This window comes from Comamonas sp. F1-6 (assembly GCF_039581415.1).
Taxonomy (GTDB): Bacteria; Pseudomonadota; Gammaproteobacteria; order Burkholderiales; family Burkholderiaceae_C; genus Comamonas; species Comamonas thiooxydans.
Map to the genome: position 1 here is coordinate 1 of NZ_JBCPWN010000079.1, position 251 is coordinate 251.

The window sequence follows — 251 nt, forward strand, 5'->3', positions numbered from 1 at the left end:
AGTAGATCGAATTATATAGCGTTCAAAGTGGCTGCCAGGCGAGTTGAGGCACTTTTTTGTGCAAGTTGCCGGCAGAGTGTTCTAGGGCTTGAGCTATTTTCCTCGGCTCGCGGGATTGGGAATTCGGCAGACGAGGGGGGGGCAGCTTGCGCCAGTGTCTCGCTCCTGGTGTACGTGGTTCAAAGGCGCGGTGCAAAAACGAAAAAGCCGCTGCATTTGCATGCAACGGCTTGTCGTATTTGGTGCCCAGG

General features: G+C 54.6%; 1 protein-coding gene. It reads right to left on the minus strand.

Annotation, left to right across the window (positions count from 1 at the left end; all coding sequences use genetic code 11):
* Positions 1-22: 22 nt before the first annotated feature.
* Positions 23-251: hypothetical protein (locus tag AAIL66_RS24385; RefSeq protein ID WP_343497973.1), on the minus strand; the 229-nt coding region annotated here is incomplete at its 5' end.